Raw genomic sequence first — 18,125 nt, 5'->3', positions numbered from 1 at the left:
CCCCCCCCCCCCCCTTCTTCTTGTGGCCCGCGTCCCGGCCCGCGCCGGTGCGGCGGCCTTCCGCCCCTCGCCCCCCCCCCCCCCCCCCCCCCCCCCCCCCCCCCCCCCCCACTTCTCGACTTCTCGACTTCCGGAGAGGGACCTCATGACCACCGCCCTGGACACGGGAACGTACGAGGTGCTGCGCGACCGCCTCACCGCGCAGGCGGCCGAGCTGGCCCGCCGCGCCGAGGCGCTGAACGCCCGCCGCGTCGAGGAGTTCGGCTCCCTGCGCCTGGAGCTGGCCGGCACCGAACAACTGCGCACGGGGCCGGCGTGCGTGCCGCGCGACCTCGTGTCCGTCGGCGACGTGCTGCTCTTCGGCTACAACACCGTCCCCGGACGCGGCGCCGAGACCGCCGTCGGCGACGTCTTCGCGCTGCACGACCGCACGCTGGACCGGCTGTCCGACGACGCCGTGCCCGGCCTGCTCGACGACCCCGCCTTCGTCCGCGAGTTCGCCGCCCTCCACCGCTACTTCCACCAGGCCCGGCTCCTCCGGCTCCGCCGCGTCGACGACAAGGTGCTCGCCGTCTTCCGGACCGGCGAGAAGGCCGACGACATCCGGGTCCTGCGCTGGGCACTGTCCGACGACGGCCGGGCGTCCTTCCTGGACGCGCGCGGCGACCGCGACCACGTCCTGCCGCCCGCGCACGACTTCACGTGGACGGTGACGACCCGCGAGGACCACGTCCTGGGCCGGCACCCGCACGTCTCCCTCGAGGGCGAGGTGTTCGTCGAGACGCTGGGCGGGACCCTGACGGTCAAGACCGAGGACGACACCGAGACCGGCGAGGGCGTGTACGCCGAGCCGGTCGCCGAGCCGCTGCAGTCGCTCGCCGACGCGCACATCGCGTACGCGCGGGTCGGCGCCCTGATCCTGATGGACGTCCTCCCGTACAAGGAGGACACCCACCGCTACCTGGTGTTCAACACCCTCACCGGGACCGTCGTCCGCCTCGACGGCATCGGGCAGGCGTGCCGCCGGCTGCCCGACGACCAGGGCATCGTCTTCCCCGGTGGCTACTGCCTGGCCACCGGCACCCACCGGACGTTCGACGGCGTCGACACCGAGGGCATGGAGTTCGAGCGGGCGGTCCGCTCCCCGAACGGCGAGGACGTCCTCTTCGCCTTCCACGCCCGCGTGGCGGGCCGCAGCCTCCTCCTGCCCTACAACATCATCCGCAAGGAGGTCGCCACCCCGCTGTCCTGCCACGGCTGGGCCCTGTTCGACGACGGAGCCCTCCTCACCCTGCGGGCGGCCGGCACCGAGCCGCAGCGCGTGCACCCGGTGCAGCGGTGGACCTCCCCGTACGTCTCCGACACCCACGCCGCCGCCCGGCCGGCCGGCACCGGCCCGCTCGCCCGCGTCGGCAACGCCGACCTCGTACGCGGCATCTCCGACTGCCTGTCCGTCACGCGCGCGGTCACCGGGACCACCCCGACCGGCGAGGTGTACGAGGCGCTCGTGGCGGCCTGCGCGCGGGTCGCGGACTCCCACCACTGGCTGGCCGAGGCGGACCTCGGCGCCCTGCACGAGCCGCTCACCCAGGTGAGGGACACCGCCGAGCAGGTGCTGTCCGAGTTCGAGACGGTGCAGACGCTCACCCGGCAGGCGGCCGACGCGCTCACCGAGGCGACGGCACGCGTCACCACCGTCGTACGGCGGCTGCGCGGCGAGGCCCCGCGCGGCGCCGCGGCGTGGGTGTCCGGGCTCACGGAGCTCCGGCAGGCGCAGGGACACCTGCTCACCCTCAAGGACATGCGGTACGCGGACACCGACCGCGTCGACGAGCTGGCCGCCGACGTCGAACGCGACCTCGCCTCCTTCGGGCAGCGGGCCGTCACCCACCTGGCGCACGAGGACGCCTTCGCCGACCACCGGGCCGACATCGAGCGGCTCGTCGCCGACGCCGAGGCGATCACCACCGTCGCCGAGGCGGAGCCCCTCACGGCCCGCCTCGACGAGCACGCCGACGACCTGCGCACGGTGACCGACGTCGTCTCCGGCCTGGACATCGGTGACGCCACCGTCCGCACGTCCGTCCTGGAGCGGATCGCCGAGGTCCTCGGGGGCGTCAACCGCGCCCGCGCCACCCTGGACGGACGCCGCCGCGCCCTGCGGGACCGCGAGGGCCGGGCCGAGTTCACCGCCGAGTTCGCGCTGCTCGGCCAGGCGGTCACCGGCGCGCTCGCCGCGGCCGGCACCCCCGAGGAGTGCGATGAACAGCTCGCCCGACTGCTCGTGCGGGTGGAGGACCTGGAGTCCCGGTTCGCCGAGTCCGACGGCTTCCTCACCGAGCTGGCGGACAAGCGCGACGAGATCCACGAGGCGCTCTCCGCCCGCAAGCAGACCCTCGCCGACGCCCGTGCCCGCAGGGCCGAACGCCTCGCCGAGTCGGCCGGCCGGGTCCTGACCACGCTCGTGCGCCGGGCGTCCGCGCTCGCCGACGCCGACGCGGTCACCACGTACTTCGCCTCCGACCCGATGCCCGCCAAGGTCCGCCGCACGGCCGACGAACTGCGCTCACTCGGCGACCAGGTCAAGGCGGAAGAACTCGACGGCCGCCTGAAGTCCGCCCGGCAGCAGGCCCTGCGCGCCCTGCGCGACCGCACCGACCTGTACGCCGACGACGGCCGCACCGTCCGCCTGGGCGGCCACCGCTTCGCGGTCAACACCCAGCCCCTCGACCTCACCCTCGTCCCCCAGGGCGAGAACCTGGCCTTCGCCCTGACGGGCACCGACTACCGCGCCCCGGTCACCGACCCCGACTTCGCCGCGACCCGCCCGTACTGGGACCGCCCGCTGTCCTCGGAGTCCCCCGGCGTCTACCGCGCCGAACACCTCGCCGCCCGCCTGCTCGACGAGCACGGCCCGGCCGCCCTCGCAGCCGCCGAGGACCTGCCCGCCCTGGTCCGGCACGCGGCGGAGGAGGCCTACGACGAGGGCTACGAGCGCGGCGTCCACGACCACGACGCGGCCCTGATCCTCACCGCCCTGCTGCGCCTGCACGAGGGCGCCGGCCTCCTGCGCCACGAGCCGGCCGCCCGCGCCGACGCCCAGCTCTTCTGGGAGCACCGCACGACGGCCGGGGAACGCGACGCCTGGACGCGCCGCGCCGTCTCCCTGGCCCGGGCCCGCGACACCTTCGGACTCGCGCCCGCGATCGCCGACCTGGAAGCCGAACTCGCCGACGCGATCGGCACACGAGCGGCGGCCGCCTACCTCTTCGAGGAGCTGACGACCGGCCCCGACGGCTTCGTACTCGGCGCGGGCACCCGCACCCTGCTCGACAAGTTCCGCCGCACGGTGGGCGCCCGCGCCTACGACGACGACCTCACCGCCCTCACCGACCCGGCCGCCCGCAGACAACTCGTCGAGGCGTGGCTGACCTCGTACACCACCGCGACCGGCACCGACCTCGCGCCCGGGGACCTCGCCGAGGCCGTGGCCGCGGAGCTGTGCCCCGGCCTGCCCCGCTACGAGTCGGACGCGCCCCTGACCGAGACCGTCGAGGGCCTGCTCGGCACCCACCCGCGCGTCCACGACCGGACCCTGACCGTCCGCGTCGATGAACTCACCGCCCGCGCCCGCGAGTTCCGCGCCCGCGAGGTTCCCGCCCACCGCGCCTACCAGCGCCGCCGCGCGGCACTGGTCGCAGCCGAGCGCAGCCGCCTGCGCCTGGACGAGTACCGGCCGCGCGTGATGTCCGCGTTCGTGCGCAGCAGGCTCATCGACGAGGTCTACCTCCCCCTGATCGGCGACAGCCTCGCCAAGCAGCTCGGCACCACGGGCGACACCAGACGCACCGACACCGGCGGCCTGCTGCTGCTCATCTCCCCGCCGGGCTACGGCAAGACGACCCTCGTGGAGTACGTCGCCGACCGGCTCGGCCTCCTGCTGGTGAAGGTCAACGGCCCGGCCCTGGGCCCCACGGTGACCTCGCTCGACCCGGCCGAGGCCCCGAACGCCACCGCCCGGCAGGAGATCGAGAAGATCAACTTCGCGCTGGAGGCGGGCAACAACACCCTCCTCCACCTCGACGACATCCAGCACACCTCGCCCGAGCTGCTGCAGAAGTTCATCCCGCTGTGCGACGCCACCCGCCGCATCGAAGGCGTACGCGACGGCGAGCCGCGCACCTACGACCTGCGCGGCAAACGCTTCGCGGTGTGCATGGCGGGCAACCCGTACACCGAGTCCGGCAGCCGCTTCCAGGTCCCCGACATGCTCGCCAACCGCGCCGACGTGTGGAACCTCGGCGACGTCCTCACCGGCAGGCAGGACGCCTTCGCCCTCAGCTTCGTCGAGAACGCCCTGACCGCCAACCCGGTCCTCGCCCCGCTCGCCGGCCGCGACCGCGCCGACCTGGAACTCCTGCTCCGGCTGGCCGGGGGCGACCCGGCCGCGCGCGCCGACCGTCTCGCCCACCCGTACGCGCCCGCCGAACTGGACCGGATCACCGCGGTCCTGCGCCACCTGCTCACCGCCCGCGAGACCGTCCTCGCGGTCAACGCCGCGTACATCGCCTCGGCCGCCCAGTCGGACACCACCCGCACCGAGCCGCCCTTCCGGCTCCAGGGCTCCTACCGCACCATGAACAAGATCGCCCAGCGCATCCAGCCGGTCATGAACGACACCGAGCTGTCCGCCCTGATCGACGACCACTACACGGCCGAGGCCCAGACCCTCACCACCGGCGCCGAGGCCAACCTGCTGAAACTGGCCGAGCTGCGGGGCACCCTCACCACCGGCCAGGCCGCGCGCTGGTCCGAGCTGAAGGCGGCGTACGTCCGCACCCAGACCCTCGGCGGCCCCGAGAACGACCCCCTCACCCGTGCCGTCGCCGCCCTCGGACTGCTGGCCGACCGGGTCGCGGCCGTCGAGTCGGCGATCAGCCGCGCCGCCGACCCGCGCCACCTCGTCGCCAACCCGGCGGCCCGGCACGCCGCCCGCCCGGGGCCGGGGACCCGGGCGGACTGACCGGTCCGCGCGGTGGCGGCACGGGAACCAGTCCGAGGCGTCGGACACGGTCCCGTGGCCGGGAGCGTGGTGTACGTGCGGCCCGGCCCCGGCGTGCCCTTGCCGCCGCCGGCGGTCGCTTCGGCCGGCCGGCGCCACGCCGGGCACCCCGGCCCATGCGCCCTGCGCGGCGACGGCGCTGACCGCGCTCTACAGCGCTCTGCTCGTCGTCCACGCGGTCAAGGCATCCGCGGCGACGCGCCCGGGACGCGCAGGAGAGGGGCCGGTCGCCGGCCGGAGCGGCCGCCAGGCCCGCCCGGAGCCGCGGAAACGAGCACGGTGCGCGTACGCGAACGGGCCCGTGCTCACCAAGGCGCGAGGTGAGTACGGGCCCGTTCAGGAGCCGGTCCGCGTGAGGCGGGTCAGACGGTGGTCTTCACCGACTCCTGGCCTTCGTCGCCCCCGGTGTCCTCACCGGCGTTGCGGGCGCGGACGTACTCCAGGAACGAGTTGAGTTCGCGCTTGACGACGGGGGCGAGGAGGTACAGGCCGATGATGTTGATGACGGCGAGCGAGAAGAGGACCGCGTCGGCCAGGTCGATCAACGTCTGCAGCGTCAGCAGCGAGCCGGTGATCGCGAACAGCGTGTAGACGACCTTGTACGTCACCTCGCTGGTCCGGCTGCGGCCGAAGAGGTACGTCCACGCCTTGAGGCCGTAGTAGCCCCAGGTCAGCACGGTGGAGATGGCGAACAGCATCACCGCGACGGTCAGGATGTACGGGAACCAGGGCAGCACCGTCTCGAAGGCGTCGGAGGTGATGGTGACGCCGCCGATGTCCTTGCCGAGGCTGGCCGGGTCGGCGATGACGATGGTCAGCGCGGTCATGGTGCAGATGACGACGGTGTCGATGAACGGCTCCAGCAGCGCGACCAGACCCTCGCTCGCGGGGTGCTTGGTCTTGACCGCAGAGTGGGCGATCGGCGCGGAGCCCAGGCCCGCCTCGTTGGAGAAGGCGGCCCGCTTGAAGCCGATGATCAGCGCGCCGAGCACACCGCCGGCGACACCCTCGGGGTTGAAGGCGCCCTCGACGATGGCGGCGACGGCGTCCGGGACGGCGGTGACGTTGACCAGGATCACGGCCAGGCACGCGACGATGTAGATGCCGGCCATGGCGGGCACCAGCCTGCTGGTGACGTTGGCGATGGAGCGGATCCCGCCGAGGAGCACGATGCCGACCAGTGCGGCGACCAGGATGCCGAAGAGCAGCGCGCCGGCGGAGGAGCCTACGGCGCCGTCCTCGCCGCCGGTGACGGAGACCAGCTGCGCGTAGGACTGGTTGACCTGGAAGAGGTTGCCGCCGAAGAGGCCGAAGAAGAGGATCATGAAGGAGGCGAGGACGGCGAGGACCTTGCCGAGCATCCTGCCGTTCTTGCCGAAGCGTTCGGCGAGGCCCTTGGGCAGGTAGTGCATCGGGCCGCCGGACACGGTGCCGTCGGCGTGCACCTCGCGGTACTTCACACCGAGGGTGACCTCGACGAACTTGGTGGCCATGCCGAGCAGGCCGCACAGGACCATCCAGAACGTGGCGCCGGGGCCGCCGATGGAGACGGCGACGGCCACGCCGGCGATGTTGCCGAGGCCGACCGTGCCGGAGACCGCGGCGGTCAGCGCCTGGAAGTGGTTGACCTCGCCGGCCGAGTCCTTGTCGTCGTACTTCCCCCTCACCACGTCGACGGCGAGCCGGAACTTGCGGAGCTGGACGAAGCCGAACCATCCGGTGAAGACCAGACCGGCGACGACGAGCCAGGCGACGATGAGGGGCAGGTCCGTGCCGCCGACGGGAACGGCGTAGAAGACGACCTCGCCCAGCCACTTGGCTATGGGTTCGAAGAATCCGCTGACGGCTTCGTCGACGGACTCGGTAACGGATTCGAGTGACACTTGGCTACCTCTGGAGCGGTGCCGGCGGGCCGGGGAGTCTCGCCGGGTGAGCGGTCTCTGAGCGAACGTCGTTGTCCGGTGATCGAACCCGTGCGCACGGTCCGGTTCCGGACCGTGATCGTCCCGGGCTGTGGTGCGCGTACAGGCCGACCTTCCACGGAACGGCAGTCGGCCGATCCACCTGCGGAGTTGCGCAGTTCTACCACGCCTTTGCCAATCATTGAGTGACGCAGATCACATGACGGCCCGTGACGGGTGAAAGCCCCAGCTGGTGATATCGGACTGTTATACGACTCCGGGATGAGTGTCATGGGCACGTATCCGCCGGTCGGCCGGCGTCCCCCGGGGCCACCGACAGCACGCACCGTCCTGCCGCCCTCCGGGCGGCGACCGGCATGGAGGGCGTGCAGAAGACTGCCGGAAGCGGGCAACGCGCGAGGTGCTCTGCGTCGGCACCATGGGACGCGAGGGGAGCACACGGCCAGGTCCTGATGCCGGATACCGGCAGGTGGCGGCATCAGGACCCTGACGTGTCAGGACGGGAGCGAGCTCGACCGGCAACTTGCGAGGCTATGCGGGATTCCGGAAGTCGCCGCCGTCTGGCGCGGGCTCAAGAGGTACTGGAAGACATCCAGTCGTCGGTGTTTCGATGACGGCCCAGTCCCAAGGCCTCGAATTCGTCTCCACCGAGGCTCCTCTTCACGCCGAGCTGCTGAAGAGCCTGCGAGATCGGGCTGACCGCCCGCACCATCCACTTTCTCGCCGGCACATCCAGTGGCCCCACCGCCAGCGCCCCGTCAGCCCAGACGGCAGCCCGCTGCTCGCCGACGCCACCGAAGTACTCGGCCTCGACATAGGCGACAGGCCCTGCAGCGGACCACCGGGCGAGTGAGATCTCGAAGCCTCCCGGCAGCTTCCAGAATCCCAGAGCCCTCACGGCGCTGCCGTCCGTGACGGCACCGAAGACCTCATCCGTCATCGGCATCAGCGACAGGCCCTGCCGGAGAGGCACCACCCGAGCGCCGGCGACGCCCCGTGACGCGGCACGCAGCAACTCGTCCCCCGCGATCACTGCCTGCAACTCGTAACCCACCCCAGGGCCCTCCCCCCACTGATCGGATACCTCATCCTGCCTGACGCACCCCCGCGCGAACCCCGCGTGCCTCCTCACGCCAAAACCCGCCCCCGCCGGCGCGTTCCTGCCCAGACAGTCTTCGGCTTCCGCGAACCCGCTGGTTTCGGTGTTCCGGTGGCGTCCGGCCCCGGACAGGTGCGCCACCCGCCGCCAGCTCCGCGCACACGGATTGCGGCCCGGCGGTCAGGGCGTGGCCACGACGGTCGAACGGCCGCGCCGCCGCCGGGCCCGCTGATCGCCTACCTCGCCCGGACCGCGCGATTTCGGCCAACACGAAGAGACTGGAGACGGTCCGCCGGGGCGAGCGGTGGCCGCTGAACGGCAGGGCGCCGGGCCATGGCCCCCGCCCTTGCTCAGCGGAACCAGGCGACTGACCACGAGGCGTGATCGGAACCCTTTGGCCCTCTGTTTGGCCCCCGAACATGACAGAGGGCCTGGTGTCACTTGCACACCAGGCCCTCTGACCAGCGTCGGGGTGGCGGGATTTGAACCCACGACCTCTTCGTCCCGAACGAAGCGCGCTACCAAGCTGCGCCACACCCCGATTGTCGCTGCTTGTCGCGGCGACGTCGTTTACTCTAGCCCACCGGCGGCCGGAGGTGAAATCCGGTTTATCTGCGGGGGCGGAGCGGGTTCGGGCGGATGTGGTCCAGTGCCACGAGGAGGACGCCCAGGGCGTAGAGGGACAGGCCCAGGAGGAGGGCGTTGCCGAGGACGCCCTTGTAGCCGTGCCGGTCGACGTCGAGGAAGGGGTAGAGGTAGCGGTCCTGGGTGCCGGGGAGGAGGAGCTCGCCGCGGGCCAGGGAGAAGGCCAGGTAGGCCAGGGGGTAGAGGAGCCACGCGGCGGCCTGGCGCAGGTGCAGGCGGCCGGGGGTGGTGAGCAGGAGCCAGTCCAGGGCCGCGGCGACGGGGACGGCCGTGTTCAGGATGTGGGCCGCGGCCGTGTGCCAGCCCGTGCCCGTGCCGTCCGTCACGGAGAACGGGCTCGCCGCGTCGGCCAGGAGCAGGTGGTGGACGAGGCCGCCGGCGGCGACGTACAGCAGGACCGCGCCCGTGAGGGCGCCCGGCAGGGGATGGCGGGCGGACCAGGCGCGCCGGGCGGAGGCCGTCATGACCAGGGCCAGCACGATGCTGCTCTGGACCGTGAAGTGACTCAGGGGACTGGTGGCCGGGCCGCCGCCCACCAGCAGTTCGATGGTCACGCCCGTCAGTGCCAGGAGTGCGGTGAGGGCGCGGAAGCCGGCGACCAGCGGGCGGCGTACGGGGGTCAGGACGGCCGTGGCCGGGACGGGGGAATGCAGCAGTCTGGGCGGGCCCGGGAGCGCGGGGAGGTCCGGGAGGTCCCTGGGTATCGGGGCTGTCATGGCCCCAAGCTAGACAGACCGGACATGGCGGGCTATGCGGGAGGGCCGTGTGGGTTACCCGGCCCGCCCTCGCCCTCGGCCGGCAGTCAGCGCTCCCGTCCCACCAGCGTCAGCAGCGTCGCCTCTGGCGGGCAGGCGAAACGTACCGGTGTGTACCTGTTCGTGCCGCATCCCGCTGATACGTGGAGGTAGGCCGTACGGCCCTCGGCCGTGTGGGTGGACAGGCCCTTCACGCGCTCCGTGTCCAGGTCGCAGTTGGTGACCAGGGCGCCGTAGAAGGGGATGCACAGCTGGCCGCCGTGCGTGTGGCCGGCGAGGAGCAGGGGATAGCCGTCCGCCGTGTACGAGTCGAGGACGCGCAGGTACGGCGCGTGGACCACGCCCATCGAGAAGTCCGCCGTGCCGGACGGGCCGCCCGCCACCTCCGCGTACCGGTCCCGTTTGATGTGCGGGTCGTCCAGTCCCGTCAGCTCGACGGACACACCCTCGACCTTGAGCATGCCGCGCGTGTTCGTGAGGTTCTGCCAGCCGGCCGCGTCGAAGCCGTCGCGGAGGTCCTCCCACGGGTTGTGGACGACTCCGACGGCGGGCGCGTTGCCGTTCAGGCCGTGACGGCCCTGGGCCTTCTCGATCAGGTACCGGGCGGGGTTGCGCAGCTTCGGGCCGTAGTAGTCGTTGGAGCCGAAGACGTAGGCGCCCGGGAACTCCATCAGGGGGCCGAGGGCGTCCAGGACCTCCGGGACGCCTTCCGGGTCGGACAGGTTGTCGCCGGTGTTGATCACGAAGTCGGGGCGCAGGCCGGCCAGCGACTGCAGCCAGCGCTGTTTCTTGCGCTGGCCGCCGACCATGTGGATGTCGGAGACCTGCAGCACGCGCAGGGGGCGCATCCCGGGGGGCAGGACGGGGACCGTCACCCGTCGGAGGCGGAACGAGCGGGCCTCGAAGCCCGCCGCGTAGACCAGACCGGCGGCGCCAACCGCCGTGATTCCCAGGGGTACTCCGTATCGCGCGCGCATGCAGCCATCGTGTCAGAAGCGGTGGTGGGAGCCGACCGCACGGGGGCCGACCAAGGCACTCGCCGGATGCTCGCCGGCGGTCGTGGCGGAGGGCCCTTAAATGAGCAGGCGCTCTTCCTTCCGCACCTGCGACAATCACCCCATGACCACGCTCAAGTCGAAGCTGCACGACGACCTCAACGCCGCGATCAAGGATCGTGACGAGCTCCGCTCCTCGACGCTCCGGCTGACGCTCGCCGCGATCACCAAGGAAGAGGTCGCGGGGAAGGAGAAGCGGGAGCTCTCCGACGACGAGGTGCAGAAGGTGATCACCCGCGAGGCGAAGAAGCGCCGCGAGGCCGCCGATGCCTTCGCCCAGGGCGGTCGCCCGGAGCAGGCCGAGCGGGAGAAGGCGGAGGGTGTCGTGCTCGCCGCCTACCTGCCCCAGCAGCTGTCCGACGACGAGCTGACCGCGATCGTCGCGCAGGCCGTCGAGGAGGCGAAGGCGGCCGGCGCCGAGGGGCCGCGGGCCATGGGTGCCGTCATGAAGATCGTGAACCCGAAGGTGGCCGGGCAGGCGGAGGGCGGCCGGGTGGCCGCGGCGGTGAAGAAGCTGCTGGCGGGCTGACTCGGGTTCCGAACCGGCTGGGGTTCGGTTCCGGGCCGGCCGCGGTCCCGAGCCGGCTGAGGTCTTGGTTTGGCTGTGGTCCGAGTCGCTGAGGTCTTGGTTTGGCTGCGGTCCCGAGCCGACCGAGGTCTAGCTGGGTCCGGCTGCGGTCCCGAGCCGGCTCTGGTCCCGAACGGAGACGGTCCCTCCCCTCATGTCGAGGGAAGGGACCGTTCGTCGTGTCCGTGCCGCCCTGCCGGGGTGGCGGAGCGTCGGGTCAGCGGCGTCCCCCGGGGCCGTTGCCCGGGCCCTGGATGAAGCCCTCCGGGATGGTGATGCCCGGGTTCGGCGGGGTGCCTCCGTTGCCGCCCCCGTCGTTGTTTCCGTCGCCGATCAGGCCGCCGATGACACCACCGTCGGCGTTGCCCCCGTCACCGTTGCCGCCGTCACCGTTGCCGCCGTCGTCCCGGTCGCCCTCGTCGCCGCCCGGGCCCTTGTCCTTGTCCTTGTCGGCCTTCGGGATGTCGACGATGTTGAAGTCCGGGGATTCCTTGCCCGACAGGGCGCCGGTCATGGCGTCCTTCCAGATGGGGCCCGGGACCGCGCCACCGAAGACGAGTGCGTGGGTGACGCCGCCGATCGAGATGTTCTTCATCTCGACCTCCTGGGAGGCGCTGCCGACCCAGACGGCGCCCGACATGTTCGGCGTGTAGCCGGCGAACCAGGCGTTCTTGCGCTCGTCGGTCGTACCCGTCTTACCGGCGTTGTGCCGGTCGCTGAGGCCGGCCTCCTTACCCGTACCGGAGTCGACCACGCCCTGCAGCAGCGTGTTGACCGTGTCCGCGGTCTTCTCGCTCATGGCCCGCGAGCACGTCGACTTCGGCACCTCGAGCGACTTCTGCTGGTTGCCGACCTTCTGCGTGATCGACTCGATCGCGACCGGCGTGCAGTACATGCCGCGCGAGGCGAAGGTCGCGTACGCGTTCGCCAGCGTCAGTGGGGACATACCGACCGAACCGAGGGCGAGGGCGGAGGGGCTCTGCGGCAGCTTCTCGCCGTTGCCCTGCCGGACGTGCAGCTTGTCGGCCATGTTGGACACCGTGCACAGACCGATGTCGGAGAGCATCTGCACGAAGTACGTGTTGACGGAGAGGGCCATCGCGTCCTCCAGGCGGTACGGGCCGACCTCCGTCTCGTTCTCGTTCTCGACGCGGTAGCCGCTGTCGTTGATCCAGGGCTTGCCACAGGTCTGGACGGGGCTCGGGTACTCCATCTCGTACGGCGACGAGTACTCCTTCGTCGCCGGCACACCCTCCTCCAGCGCCGCGGCCGCGAGGAAGGGCTTGAACGTCGAGCCCGTGGGGAAGCCGAAGTTGGAGCCGCCGTAGGCCGCGTCGACCGAGTAGTTGATCTCCGTCTCGTTCTTGCCGTAGCCGTACGGCTTCGACTGGCCCATGGCGAGGATCTTGCCGGTGCCCGGTTCGACCAGCGTGGTCGCCGCGGACACCGAGTCCGACTGGTAGATGTGGTTCTTCAGGGAGGCCTGCACCGACTCCTGGGCCTGCGGGTCGAGCGTCGTGCGGATGGTCAGGCCGCCCTGGTTCCAGATCTTGGAACGGTCCTTGCGGGTCTTGCCGAAGACCGGATCGTTCAGGAACACCTCGCGCACGTAGTCGCAGAAGAAGCTCGAGTTCTTCACGGCCGTGATGCACCCGTTCTTGGGCCGGCTGACCTTCAGCCCGAGCGGTGCCGCCTGGGCCTTGTCGGCCTCCGCCTGGGAGATGTCACCGACCTGGGCCATGCGCTGCAGCACGGTGTTGCGCCGCTCGGTGGCCTCCGCCTCGTCGTTGACCGGGTCGTACCGGCTGGGCGACTGGACGATGCCGGCCAGGAGAGCGGCCTCCTGGAGTTCGAGGTCCTTGGCGGACTTCGAGAAGTAGCGCCGGGAGGCCGCCTCGACGCCGTAGGCCTGCTGGCCGAAGAACGTGATGTTCAGGTAGTTCTCGAGGATCTGCTTCTTGCCCAGTTCCTCCTCGACCTGGATGGCGAGCTTCAGCTCGCGGATCTTGCGGCCGAGGGTCTGCTGGGTGGCCTGGGCGACCAGCGTCGGGTCGTCGCCGGCCTCTTCCACGAAGACGTTCTTGACGTACTGCTGCGTGAGCGTGGACGCGCCCTCGGACACCCCGCCGCTGCGCGCGTTCTTGTTGAGCGCGCGCAGTACGCCCTTGAGGTCGACCGCGCCGTGCTCGTAGAAACGAGAGTCCTCGATGGCGACGATCGCCTTCTGCATGTACGGCGAGATGTCCTTCAGGTCGACCACCGTGCGGTCGCGCGAGTACACCGTGGCGATGGTGCCGCCGTCGGCGTCGAGGATGGAGGTGCGCTGGCTCAGCGGGGGAGTCTTCAGGTTGGCCGGGAGTGCGTCGAAACTCTCCACCGACCCCTTGGCCGCCAGGCCCAGCGCGCCCACCGCTGGCAACGCGATGCCGGCCAGCACGGCTCCCGCGAGGACACTGACACCGAGGAACTTGGCGGCCTGCTGCGTTGGCGACAGACCACCGCCCGAGCGCTTCTTTGGCATGGAGGCAGCCTAATCCGTAGTTGTGAACGATCCGCCGGAGCGGGTGTTCCCCGGAGCGTTCGAGTACCAGACTGTGACATCCGCAGGCGCCGGGCCCGGCGCGAACCCCTCGGCCAGGTCCGCCAAGTACGCAGGCCAGAAGCCCGGCTCAGCCAGGAGCGGGTGCCCGTCCACGACGGGCGACGAGGAGTACCAGTGCCGTGCCATCACCATGCCGGGGTTCTCTCCAAGCCCGGTCGGTACTGTTCGAAGCCCCCGGCCCCCACGGCCGACCGGCTCGACGGCACAGCGACGCGAGGTGTCTACGTTCTCATTCGCCGGACACGCGTCTATGCCTTGGCCTAAGCTGCACTCAACTGTCACAGCAGTGAGGCCACGTATCAATACGTCCGGCGACCCCGAATCGTTCCGGATCCGCTCGACTTTTTTCTGAAGGGCCCCGCTGGGGGCGCGTTGGTGTCTACGGGCGCGTGCCACGGCGTGCGGGATGCGCGTCCGAATCCGCCTCGTGTGTCAGCCGGTGTCCGTTGTGGCGTAGTAGGCATGACCCGAATGCCGGGATAATCACGCATGTCGCCAGCTCACTCCCCCGGGTGATCTGCCGCTTACCCATAGTCCGTTCGGGCCATTCAAGATTGGGCCCGAAGGGGGTGTTGCGCTGTGCCCGCCTTCCGTAACGTCCTCAACTGGCGGCGGTGAATATGCCGCTGCCGCCGTGGGGGAGCCTCGATTCGGGAGAGGACGGCGCCGGTATGGGCTGGGTAACCGACTGGAGTGCGCAGGCCGCCTGCCGCACTACCGATCCGGACGAACTGTTCGTTCAGGGAGCAGCGCAGAACAGGGCCAAGGCGGTGTGCACCGGATGCCCGGTGCGTACCGAGTGCCTGGCCGACGCGCTCGACAACCGCGTCGAGTTCGGCGTATGGGGAGGCATGACGGAGCGGGAACGCCGCGCACTGCTGCGCCGGCGGCCCACCGTCACCTCCTGGCGCCGTCTGCTGGAGACGGCGCGGACGGAGTACGAGCGAGGGGCCGGCATCATGCCTCTCGACGACGAAGAGATCTACGAGAACTACGTGGCGGCCGTGGGCTGAGCCGGCCCGGGAGCTCCTCCGGCGGCGCCTCGGTTCAGGCGTGTCGTCCGGGCGTGTCGTCCGGGCGTGGCGTTCGAGTGCTCCGGTTCGGACGCCGCGGCTGGATCAAGCACCCGTCCCGGGCAGCTCGGGCCGGTCCGTCGCGAGACGGACGCCGATGTCCCGCAGCCCCGCGAGGTCGTGCACGTCGCCCGGCAGCGCGGCCACTTCGGTGACCGCCACCTCGGGATGACGCGCGGTGAAGCGGTCACGCGTGCGCTGCTCGCGGGCGAGCAGATGCATACGGTCCGCGTGCAGCCGCAGCAGGCCCGCGGTGAGCTGGTCGACGGACTGATCCGGTGTGCCGGGAGCCTCGGGAGAGTGCTCAGGCTTCGGACCGGGGTCGGGATCAGGGTCGGGGTCGGGGTCGGCCTTGGATTCGGGATCGGACTTGGCCTCGGTTTGGGTTTGGGGTTGGGGCGCGGGCTCGGAAGAGTCGCGCTCGACAAGGTCAGGTTCGACAAGGTCGGGCTCGGGAGAGCCTGAACTGCCGTGCGTTTCAGGAGAGTTACGAACTCGAGCTTTCCCGCCGTCCTGATCCACAATGCGGGGTTCCTCAAGATTTTCCGCGGCGGCGAGCGCCCGCTCGGCCGACAACCGGTCGGCGCCGCTGCCATGGACCCGGTTGAGCACCAGGCCGGCGAGCGGCATGTCCTCGGCCGCCAGCCGCTCCACGAAGTACGCGGCCTCACGCAGTGCGTCCCGCTCCGGGGCCGCGACCACCAGGAACGCCGTCCCGGGCGCCTGCAGCAGCTTGTACGTCGCGTCCGCGCGCGTACGGAACCCGCCGAACATCGAGTCCATCGCGGCCACGAAGGTCTGCACGTCCTTCAGGAACTGCCCGCCCAGCACCTTCCCCAGAACGCCCGTCATCATCGACATGCCGACGTTCAGGAACTTCATGCCGGCCCGGCCGCCGACCTTCGCCGGGGCCAGCAGGACGCGGATCAGCTTGCCGTCCAGGAAGGACCCCAGACGCTTGGGGGCGTCCAGGAAGTCCAGCGCCGACCGGGACGGCGGGGTGTCGACGACGATGAGGTCCCACTCGTCCCTCGCCCGCAGCTGCCCCAGCTTCTCCATCGCCATGTACTCCTGCGTGCCCGCGAAGCCCGCCGAGAGCGACTGGTAGAAGGGGTTGCCCAGGATCGCCGCCGCCCGCTCCGGATCCGCGTGCGCCTCGACGATCTCGTCGAACGTGCGCTTCATGTCGAGCATCATGGCGTGCAGCTCACCGCCCGCCGAGTCGTCGACGCCCTTGACCCGGCGCGGGGTGTTGTCGAGCGAGTCGATGCCCATGGACTGGGCGAGCCGCCGGGCCGGGTCGATGGTGAGGACGACCACCTTGCGGCCGCGCTCGGCCGCGCGCAGGCCGAGGGCCGCCGCAGTGGTCGTCTTGCCGACCCCGCCCGACCCGCAGCACACCACGATGCGGGTTTCCGGGTCCTCCAGCAGAGGGTCGACGTCGAGCGTCCGCGCGGGTGTCAGGCGCCGCGCGCCCTCCTGGTGGCGGGCCGGGTCCGGACTCATGCGATCCCCTGCTTCCGCAGCTCGGTGGCGAGTTCGTACAGGCCCGCCAGGTCCATGCCCTCGGCGAGCAGCGGGAGTTCGTGCAGCGGCAGGCCCAGCTCGCCGAGGACGGTCCGCTGCTCCTGCTCCAGCGTGTACCGCTCGGCGTACTCCTCGGCCTGCGCCAGCAGGGGGTCCACCAGCCGCTCGGCGTGTCCGCCCCGCCGCGCCCCGCCGAGCCCGGCCCCCGACAGGGAGCGGGCGAGTGCCGTACGCGGCGTGCTCCGTACGAGGTCCAGGGCGGTCGCGTCCAGCACCTCGGGCCGGACCATGTTGACCATGACCCGCCCCACCGGAAGGCGCGCCGACCGCAGCTCGGCGATGCCGTCCGCGGTCTCCTGGACCGGCATCTCCTCCAGCAGCGTCACCAGGTGCACGGCGGTCTCCCGGGACTTCAGCACCCGCATCACGGCCTGCGCCTGATGGTGTATCGGCCCGACCTTCGCGAGGCCGGCCACCTCGTCGTTGACGTTGAGGAACCGCGTGATGCGCCCGGTCGGCGGGGCGTCCATGACCACGTAGTCGTACGCGAACCGCCCGCTCCTGTCCTTGCGCCGCACCGCCTCGCACGCCTTGCCGGTCAGCAGGACGTCCCTGACACCCGGCGCGATGGTGGTCGCGAAGTCGATCGCGCCGAGCTTCTTCAGGGCCCGCCCGGCACTGCCCAGTTTGTAGAACATCTGGAGGTAGTCCAGAAGTGCCAGTTCGGGGTCGATGGCCAGGGCGTACACCTCCCCGCCCCCGGGAGCGACGGCGATCTTCCGCTCCTCATAAGGCAGCGCTTCCGTCTCGAAGAGCTGCGCGATGCCCTGGCGGCCCTCGACCTCGACGAGAAGCGCGCGCTTCCCCTCGGTGGCCAGGGCCAGCGCGAGGGCCGCGGCCACCGTGGTCTTGCCGGTTCCGCCCTTGCCACTGACGACCTGGAGCCTGCTCACGTATTCGAGCGTAACCAGTCCGCGCGCCGAGTACGCCCGGGGCTGTGGACAACGTCGTCGCGGTCGGCCCGCCGAGGCGTCCCGGGCAACGGCTAGAGTCGGCCACATGACCAAGTGGGAATACGCAACCGTGCCGCTGCTCGTCCATGCCACGAAGCAGATTCTGGACACCTGGGGCGAGGACGGCTGGGAGCTCGTCCAGGTCGTGCCCGGGCCGAACAACCCCGAGCAGCTCGTGGCCTACCTGAAGCGGGAGAAGCAGGCGTGAGCGCCGTCGAGGCGAAGCTGGCCGACCTCGGTCTGACGCTGCCCGAGGTCGTTCCGCCGCTGGCCGCCTACCAGCCGGCGGTGCAGTCCGGCCCGTACGTGTACACCTCCGGCCAGCTGCCCATGGTGGAGGGCAAGCTCCCGGTCACCGGCAAGGTGGGTGCCGAGGTCACCCCGGAGGAGGCCAAGGAGCTGGCACGCGTCTGCGCGCTGAACGCCCTGGCCGCCGTGAAGTCCGTCGCCGGTGACCTCGACCGCGTCGCGCGCGTGGTGAAGGTCGTCGGCTTCGTCGCGTCCGCGTCCGACTTCACCGGCCAGCCGGCCGTGATCAACGGTGCCAGCGAACTGCTCGGCGAGGTGCTCGGCGACAAGGGCGTCCACGCCCGCAGCGCGGTCGGCGTGGCCGTACTGCCGCTGGACGCGCCGGTGGAGGTCGAGGTCCAGGTGGAGCTCGTCCAGGCGTAGGACGGCCCCGTACGGGCGGCATTGACCGCCCGGCGCCCCACGGGGCCGCGGTGCGTTGCCGGCCTGGCAAGAAACCTCGCCTCGCCGGCCACGCGCCCGCAGGATCGCTTCCGGTGCTCCGTGCGGAGCGGG

12 protein-coding genes, 1 tRNA gene and 1 pseudogene are annotated in these 18,125 nt (G+C 71.3%); 6 read left to right on the top strand and 8 right to left on the bottom strand.

Annotated features, from left to right (window positions below; all coding sequences use genetic code 11):
- Positions 1-145: 145 nt before the first annotated feature.
- Positions 146-5,023: a DNA repair ATPase gene (locus ACP4IX_RS27450; protein WP_426557146.1), complete on the top strand. Its 4,878-nt coding sequence runs from the start codon at positions 146-148 to the stop codon at positions 5,021-5,023.
- A 401-nt stretch (positions 5,024-5,424) separates the two neighbouring features.
- Here ACP4IX_RS27450 and ACP4IX_RS27445 read toward each other — a convergent pair whose 3' ends face one another.
- On the bottom strand, positions 5,425-6,945 hold the full coding sequence (locus ACP4IX_RS27445; RefSeq protein WP_426523927.1) for an alanine/glycine:cation symporter family protein: 1,521 nt from the start codon (positions 6,943-6,945) through the stop codon (positions 5,425-5,427).
- A 610-nt stretch (positions 6,946-7,555) separates the two neighbouring features.
- The gene (locus ACP4IX_RS27440; RefSeq protein WP_426557144.1) at positions 7,556-8,038 is read right to left on the bottom strand and encodes a hypothetical protein; all 483 of its coding nucleotides are present in this window, start codon (positions 8,036-8,038) and stop codon (positions 7,556-7,558) included.
- A 148-nt stretch (positions 8,039-8,186) separates the two neighbouring features.
- Here ACP4IX_RS27440 and ACP4IX_RS27435 point away from each other — a divergent pair.
- A pseudogene (locus ACP4IX_RS27435) lies at positions 8,187-8,356 on the top strand (RRQRL motif-containing zinc-binding protein); the annotation flags it as partial.
- A gap of 194 nt (positions 8,357-8,550) precedes the next feature.
- Here the strand turns inward: ACP4IX_RS27435 and ACP4IX_RS27430 are convergent.
- The 3 genes from ACP4IX_RS27430 to ACP4IX_RS27420 all read right to left on the bottom strand — a co-directional run bounded on the left by ACP4IX_RS27430 (position 8,551) and on the right by ACP4IX_RS27420 (position 10,460).
- A tRNA-Pro gene (locus ACP4IX_RS27430) sits at positions 8,551-8,624 on the bottom strand.
- 67 nt (positions 8,625-8,691) lie between these two features.
- Complete coding sequence (locus ACP4IX_RS27425; RefSeq protein ID WP_426557142.1) at positions 8,692-9,444, bottom strand: Pr6Pr family membrane protein; 753 nt, start codon at positions 9,442-9,444, stop codon at positions 8,692-8,694.
- Between the two features lie 86 nt (positions 9,445-9,530).
- Positions 9,531-10,460 carry a metallophosphoesterase gene (locus ACP4IX_RS27420; RefSeq protein ID WP_426523924.1) on the bottom strand — a complete coding sequence of 310 codons (930 nt, stop codon included), beginning with the start codon at positions 10,458-10,460 and terminating at the stop codon, positions 9,531-9,533.
- Positions 10,461-10,602: 142 nt separating this feature from the next.
- Between ACP4IX_RS27420 and ACP4IX_RS27415 the strand changes: the two genes are divergently transcribed.
- Positions 10,603-11,067: a GatB/YqeY domain-containing protein gene (locus tag ACP4IX_RS27415; RefSeq protein ID WP_426523923.1), complete on the top strand. Its 465-nt coding sequence runs from the start codon at positions 10,603-10,605 to the stop codon at positions 11,065-11,067.
- Between the two features lie 256 nt (positions 11,068-11,323).
- Here the strand turns inward: ACP4IX_RS27415 and ACP4IX_RS27410 are convergent, their stop codons facing one another.
- Positions 11,324-13,627, bottom strand: a complete 2,304-nt coding sequence (locus ACP4IX_RS27410; protein WP_426557140.1) for a transglycosylase domain-containing protein — start codon at positions 13,625-13,627, stop codon at positions 11,324-11,326.
- A gap of 752 nt (positions 13,628-14,379) precedes the next feature.
- Between ACP4IX_RS27410 and wblA the strand changes: the two genes are divergently transcribed.
- Entirely contained in the window at positions 14,380-14,721 is a 342-nt protein-coding gene (wblA, locus tag ACP4IX_RS27405; protein ID WP_426523921.1) for a transcriptional regulator WblA, read from the top strand.
- Positions 14,722-14,826: 105 nt separating this feature from the next.
- On the opposite strand, the gene ACP4IX_RS27400 is transcribed toward wblA, so the two are convergent.
- Positions 14,827-16,287 (bottom strand): ArsA-related P-loop ATPase, encoded by a 1,461-nt coding sequence (locus ACP4IX_RS27400; protein WP_426557138.1) that lies wholly within the window; start codon positions 16,285-16,287, stop codon positions 14,827-14,829.
- The gene (locus ACP4IX_RS27395) at positions 16,284-17,261 is read right to left on the bottom strand and encodes an ArsA-related P-loop ATPase (protein WP_426523919.1); all 978 of its coding nucleotides are present in this window, start codon (positions 17,259-17,261) and stop codon (positions 16,284-16,286) included. Before ACP4IX_RS27395 ends, ACP4IX_RS27400 begins: the two co-directional genes overlap by 4 nt.
- Before the next feature lie 106 nt (positions 17,262-17,367).
- Here ACP4IX_RS27395 and ACP4IX_RS27390 point away from each other — a divergent pair, with 106 nt between their 5' ends.
- Both ACP4IX_RS27390 and ACP4IX_RS27385 read left to right on the top strand, forming a co-directional pair.
- The gene (locus ACP4IX_RS27390; RefSeq protein ID WP_003975360.1) at positions 17,368-17,529 is read left to right on the top strand and encodes a DUF4177 domain-containing protein; all 162 of its coding nucleotides are present in this window, start codon (positions 17,368-17,370) and stop codon (positions 17,527-17,529) included.
- Positions 17,526-17,993, top strand: a complete 468-nt coding sequence (locus tag ACP4IX_RS27385; protein WP_426523918.1) for a RidA family protein — start codon at positions 17,526-17,528, stop codon at positions 17,991-17,993. The genes ACP4IX_RS27390 and ACP4IX_RS27385 overlap by 4 nt, the downstream gene beginning before the upstream one ends.
- Positions 17,994-18,125 lie beyond the last annotated feature (132 nt).

This window comes from Streptomyces sp. WG5, assembly GCF_049974565.1.
In the GTDB taxonomy this organism is placed as follows: Bacteria; Actinomycetota; Actinomycetes; order Streptomycetales; family Streptomycetaceae; genus Streptomyces.
Note: the sequence above shows the minus strand (reverse complement) of the source record. Positions and strands in the feature narration are given on the sequence as shown.